The sequence below is a fragment of the Hydrogenimonas sp. genome (genome assembly GCF_029933015.1).
In the GTDB taxonomy this organism is placed as follows: Bacteria; Campylobacterota; Campylobacteria; order Campylobacterales; family Hydrogenimonadaceae; genus Hydrogenimonas.
On record NZ_JAOZOZ010000125.1, the window covers coordinates 1 to 4,860 of the forward strand.

At 58.4% G+C, this 4,860-nt stretch carries 9 protein-coding genes; 8 read left to right on the plus strand and 1 reads right to left on the minus strand.

Features of this window, described 5'->3' with window-relative positions; translation table 11 throughout:
- Positions 1 to 810, plus strand: an 810-nt coding sequence (malQ, locus tag Q1K23_RS07770; RefSeq protein WP_300363579.1) for a 4-alpha-glucanotransferase, incomplete at its 5' end; no start/stop codon positions are given.
- Here malQ and Q1K23_RS07775 read toward each other — a convergent pair.
- Positions 803 to 1,651: a M48 family metallopeptidase gene (locus Q1K23_RS07775; protein ID WP_300363581.1), complete on the minus strand. Its 849-nt coding sequence runs from the start codon at positions 1,649 to 1,651 to the stop codon at positions 803 to 805. The genes malQ and Q1K23_RS07775 overlap by 8 nt on opposite strands.
- Before the next feature lie 57 nt (positions 1,652 to 1,708).
- On the opposite strand from Q1K23_RS07775, the gene Q1K23_RS07780 reads away from it, so the two are divergent.
- The 7 genes from Q1K23_RS07780 to Q1K23_RS07810 all read left to right on the plus strand — a co-directional run.
- Positions 1,709 to 2,176: a tRNA (cytidine(34)-2'-O)-methyltransferase gene (locus Q1K23_RS07780; RefSeq protein ID WP_300363583.1), complete on the plus strand. Its 468-nt coding sequence runs from the start codon at positions 1,709 to 1,711 to the stop codon at positions 2,174 to 2,176.
- Complete coding sequence (locus tag Q1K23_RS07785; protein WP_300363585.1) at positions 2,173 to 2,325, plus strand: hypothetical protein; 153 nt, start codon at positions 2,173 to 2,175, stop codon at positions 2,323 to 2,325. The genes Q1K23_RS07780 and Q1K23_RS07785 overlap by 4 nt, the downstream gene beginning before the upstream one ends.
- A complete protein-coding gene (gene dtd, locus Q1K23_RS07790) occupies positions 2,322 to 2,765 on the plus strand; it encodes a D-aminoacyl-tRNA deacylase (RefSeq protein ID WP_300363587.1) in 444 nt (147 codons plus the stop codon). The genes Q1K23_RS07785 and dtd overlap by 4 nt, the downstream gene beginning before the upstream one ends.
- Entirely contained in the window at positions 2,765 to 3,061 is a 297-nt protein-coding gene (locus tag Q1K23_RS07795; RefSeq protein ID WP_300363588.1) for a cupin domain-containing protein, read from the plus strand. Before dtd ends, Q1K23_RS07795 begins: the two co-directional genes overlap by 1 nt.
- A gap of 147 nt (positions 3,062 to 3,208) precedes the next feature.
- Positions 3,209 to 3,568 carry an NADH-quinone oxidoreductase subunit A gene (locus Q1K23_RS07800; protein ID WP_300363589.1) on the plus strand — a complete coding sequence of 120 codons (360 nt, stop codon included), beginning with the start codon at positions 3,209 to 3,211 and terminating at the stop codon, positions 3,566 to 3,568.
- A gap of 26 nt (positions 3,569 to 3,594) precedes the next feature.
- Complete coding sequence (locus Q1K23_RS07805) at positions 3,595 to 4,089, plus strand: NADH-quinone oxidoreductase subunit B (protein WP_300363592.1); 495 nt, start codon at positions 3,595 to 3,597, stop codon at positions 4,087 to 4,089.
- On the plus strand, positions 4,082 to 4,860 hold a 779-nt coding region (locus Q1K23_RS07810; RefSeq protein ID WP_300363591.1), incomplete at its 3' end, for an NADH-quinone oxidoreductase subunit C. The genes Q1K23_RS07805 and Q1K23_RS07810, both read left to right, overlap by 8 nt.

Consider the following 4,860-nt stretch of genomic DNA (forward strand, 5'->3'; position numbering starts at 1 on the left):
GTCTGGGCGAACGAAAAGCTCTTTCAGCTCGACGAAGAATTCAGGCCGGCCCGTGTCGCCGGGGTGCCGCCGGACTACTTCAGCGCCACCGGACAGCGGTGGGGCAATCCGCTTTATGACTGGGAAGCGATGAAAAAAGAGGGTTATGCCTGGTGGATCCGGCGTATCGAAAAGTCGCTGGAACTCTACGACATCATCCGCATCGACCATTTTCGCGGTTTCGAAGCCTACTGGTCCGTACCCGCCGACGAAGAGACCGCCGTCAACGGCCGGTGGGAGAAAGGGCCGGGTCACGCTTTTTTCGATGCGGTCAAAAAGCGTCTGGGAATGTTGCCGATCATCGCGGAGGATCTGGGGATCATCACGCCGGAAGTGGAAAGGCTGCGGGACGATTTTCAACTCCCGGGGATGAAAATACTCCAGTTCGCCTTCGACGGCAGCGCGGAGAATCTCTACCTTCCCCACAACGACGTACACGAGAGCGTCATCTATACCGGTACCCACGACAACGATACGACGGTGGGATGGTTCGGATCGATTGACAACAAAGAGTATGTTCTGGAGTATCTCGATAGCAGAGAACCGAAGATAGAATGGGCGATGATCCGCGCGGCCCTCGCGTCGGTTTCGGTCTTCTCTCTCTTTCCGCTGCAGGATATCCTCGGACTGGGCTCGGAAGCGCGGATGAACACGCCGGGACGTACTGATGGCAACTGGGAGTGGCGGGTGACGAAAGAGCAGCTGGAGAAAGCAGATTTCGGCAAACTGTACCATTTGAGCCGGCTTTACGGCCGGGTACGGACTATCTGACGGCAGCTCCGAGAGGTGAATGGGTGGCGGGCCGCGGCTGTGACGAAGCCGTGGAGGCATTAAGGTTTTCGCATCCGCTCTCTCTGTAGATTTTCAGTGCCTGGGGCATCAGCTCCTTGAGCTGCGCGATCCGCTGCCTGGAGGAGGGATGGGTCGAAAAGTAGGCGATCGGCTCTTTCCCTTTTTTGGCGAATTTCTCCCAGAATTTTATCGCTTCACGGGGATCGTAGCACGCTTTGGCCATCAGCATCAGGCCGATATGGTCCGCCTCGGACTCCATCATACGGGAGTAGGGGAGGACGACGCCGAGATTGGCTCCCAGCCCCAGTGCCGCCATGTAGGCGGCCTGTTCGCCGCTGGATTTGACATTGTGCTGGATCGCGACGGCCGCGGCCATCGCGGCCGCATTGGTCACCATCGCCATGCTCACCTGTTCGGCGACGTGGTGGGCGATGGCGTGACCGATTTCATGGGCCATGACGGTGGCAAGCTGGGCGTCGTTTTGAGCATATTTCAGGATGCCAGTATAGACGAAGACGTGGCCGTTGGCCAGGCAGAAGGCGTTGGGGACGTCTGGTTTCTCGATGACGTAGAATTTCCAGTCGAGTTTCAGACCGGTCGCTCTGGCGATGCGCATGCCGATGCGGCGGATTCGTTCGTTCAGGGCCCGATCTTTCGAGAGCTTCTCTTTTTTCAGAATCTCCCGTTCGGCCTGGAACCCCATCGCCTGCTCCTGCTGGGGCGAAACCATCATGATCTGGGTCCTGCCCGTGATCGGCGCTTTGGCGCATCCGACGATCAGAAGAAGAGGCAGCAAAAGGTAGACGAAAAACCGTTTCATCGCAGATCCCCCGCTTTTTGGCTACAATTTTAACATCTTTTTATGGAGTCATCGTGAATGGTCAACATCGTCCTCGTCGAACCGAAAATTGCCCCAAATACCGGTACCATCGGCCGGCTCTGTGTCAACATGGGTGCGAAACTCCATCTGATCGAGCCTTTGGGATTCGAGATCAGCGATAGCCGGCTCAAGCGGGCGGGACTCGACTACTGGCACAAACTGGCCCCGACGATCTGGCCCTCTCTGGAGGATTTTCTGGGCGCCCACGGTCACGAGAGACTCTGGCTGGCGACGACGAAAACGGAAAAGCCGTGGTTCGAGGCCGATTACAGACCCGGCGACTGGCTGCTTTTTGGCAGCGAGACGACAGGACTGCCCGAATCGCTCCGTGAGGCCTACACCGACCGCTGCATCACGATCCCGATGACACCGGAGGGACGAAGCCTCAACATCTCGATCAGCGTCGGGATCGTCGCCTACGAGGCGGTCCGGCAAAATTTCGAAACCTTCAAAGGATTGATGTGAGAACGGTAATGGATGTGATCATGAGCCTGGGATTCGTCCTCTTCATGGTATGGATCATCAGGGGCTACCACGCCAACAAATACGAAGAGCGTTACGGGGAGAACGGTAGCGAAGCGAAAAAGAGAGAACCGGAGGAGGGCGACGAATGATCGCGCTGCTGCAGCGGGTGAGCCGCTCCTCCGTCGTCGTGGAGGGTCGTGAGATCGCCCATATCGGCCGGGGGTACAACATCCTGTTGGGCGTCCTCAAAGGCGACACCGAAGCCGATATCGACAAGCTCGTCCCCAAGATCGTCCATCTGCGGATCTTCGCCGACGAGGCGGGAAAGATGAACCGAAGCGTTCTCGACATCGGCGGCGAAGCGCTTGTGGTGAGCCAATTTACCCTGGCAGGCAGCGTCAAAAAGGGAAGACGCCCCAGTTTCGACGACGCCATGCCCCCGCAGGAGGCGAAACGTCTCTACGACATCTTCTGCGAGAGGCTGGCGGAGCACGTTCCCGTACAGCGGGGCGAGTTCGGTGCGATGATGGATGTGGAGATCCACAACGACGGCCCCGTCACTTTCATCGTCGACTCCAGGGCGCTGTGATGGCGACGTTGGAGCGTACCGGCATCACCGATGAGGCCGAAATCCGCAGTACTCTCGAAGAGGAGGGGTGGTTTAACATCTTCCGCTGGTGCGATGCGGCCGGTACCCGCTACGCCGAACACACCCATCCCTATCACGAAGTGCGCTGGATACTCTCGGGGCACCTGCAGATCGTCGAAAACGGCGTCACACTCGACCTGCTGCCCGGTGACCGGATGGAGAGCGAGGCCAACGTCCCCCACAGCGCCTACGTGCCCGAGGATGTCTGCTACATCTGCGCCAGCAGAAAGGATTGAGTTTTATTTTCGATCAAGCAAACACGTGTCATCGTTTTATTCACCATTCACCATTCACCATTCACCATTCACCATTCACCATTCACCATTCACCCCCCTTTAATCTCTTTCCTGCTATCATCTCGTTAAATAACAACAAGGAACGGTATGACAGGTTCACTGCTCCTATCCTCCGCGATTATCGCCGTTTTGGTGATCGGACTGCCTGCGGTTTTTCATCTGACACGCTACATCGGTGCCAAAAGCGACAATGTCCGAAAGAATGAAGTCTACGAAAGTGGCGTCCGCAAGACATTCAAAGATCCTTTCGACAGTTTCAATGTCCGTTTCTTCCTGGTGGGAGTCGTCTTTCTCATTTTCGACGTAGAAGTGCTCTACCTCTTTCCCTGGGCGCTGGATCTGCGTGAGCTTGGGTGGTTCGGACTCATGGAGATGTTTGTCTTTATGGGACTGCTGGTGGGTGGCTTGATCTATGTTTACCGTTCGGGGATACTCAAATGGATCTGACCACACGTAAACTCGAAGAGACCGGTATGCTGGGCGATACGGTCATCACGACCCGCATCGACGCGGTGATCGACTGGGGACGCCAGAGCTCGCTCTGGCCCTTCGTTTTCGGTACCGCCTGCTGCGCCATCGAATTCATGGCCACGGCCGCCAGCCGCTACGATATCGCCCGCTTCGGCGCCGAAGTGCTCCGCTTCTCCCCGCGCCACGCCGACCTGCTGGTAGTGGCGGGCACCGTGAGCATGAAGCAGGCACCCATTCTCAAACAGATCTACGACCAGATGCCCGAACCCCGCTGGGTCATCGCGATGGGAGCCTGTGCCAGCAGCGGCGGTTTCTACGACAACTACACGACGCTTCAGGGGATCGACGCCATCGTTCCCGTGGACGTCTACATCGCCGGGTGCCCCCCGCGCCCCGAGGCGCTCCTGGACGCGGTGGTGGAGATACAGAAGATGCTCTGGAAAGAGCCCGCGCTCGAACCCCGTCACCCCGATTTCAAGGGGGTGCTGGATGATTGAGACCGAAGCGCTGCAAAATGCCGTCGCTTCGCTGGAGGCGGCGGGCAGCATGGGGAAGACCCCGGTGCTCAAAGTGGCGGCCGAGGATCTCTTCGCACTGGCCGAGGCGCTGAAAGAGCGGATGGATTACACCTTTCTGCTCGACGTCACGGCGATCGACTGGCTCACCTACCCGCGGCCGCCCGCCTCGCGTTTCGAGCTGGTCTACCTCTTTCGTCACGAAAATTTCCGCGATACACTGGCTGTGAAGGTAGCGGTGAAAGAGCCGGAAACGGGCGTGAAGAGCCTCACACCGCTCTATCTGGCGGCCGACTGGCTGGAGCGGGAAGTGTACGATCAGTACGGCATCCGTTTTTCGGGCCACCCGACTCTCAAACGCATCCTCAACCATCTGCAGTTTCAGGGCCATCCGTTGCGCAAGGACTATCCCGCCACGGCCAGGCATCTGTGTACCGAAACCCAGGACATGATGGACGAGCTGGGTCCCAAAATCGCCGCCAAAGGGTACGACATCGCGCGCGACAACCTGATGGTCCTCAACCTCGGCCCCTCCCACCCGGCCAGTCACGGTACGATCCGTACCATCGTGGCCCTCGACGGCGAGCGGATCGTGGCCGCCGCCAGCGAGATCGGCTACCTGCACCGGGGCTTCGAGAAGAGCTGTGAAAGCCACACCTACAACCAGATCGTTCCCTACACCGACCGGCTCAACTACTGCTCGGCCCTGATGAACAACATCGCCTTCGTCAAGACCGTCGAAGAGATGCTGGG

What these genes read in the sequence shown, in the direction of transcription:
- Q1K23_RS07775 (WP_300363581.1), bottom strand. Translation starts at nt 1,651, where the DNA reads ATGAAACGGTTTTTCGTCTACCTTTTGCTGCCTCTTCTTCTGATCGTC.
- Q1K23_RS07780 (WP_300363583.1), top strand. Translation starts at nt 1,709, where the DNA reads ATGGTCAACATCGTCCTCGTCGAACCGAAAATTGCCCCAAATACCGGT.
- dtd (WP_300363587.1), top strand. Translation starts at nt 2,322, where the DNA reads ATGATCGCGCTGCTGCAGCGGGTGAGCCGCTCCTCCGTCGTCGTGGAG.
- Q1K23_RS07795 (WP_300363588.1), top strand. Translation starts at nt 2,765, where the DNA reads ATGGCGACGTTGGAGCGTACCGGCATCACCGATGAGGCCGAAATCCGC.
- Q1K23_RS07800 (WP_300363589.1), top strand. Translation starts at nt 3,209, where the DNA reads ATGACAGGTTCACTGCTCCTATCCTCCGCGATTATCGCCGTTTTGGTG.
- Q1K23_RS07805 (WP_300363592.1), top strand. Translation starts at nt 3,595, where the DNA reads ATGCTGGGCGATACGGTCATCACGACCCGCATCGACGCGGTGATCGAC.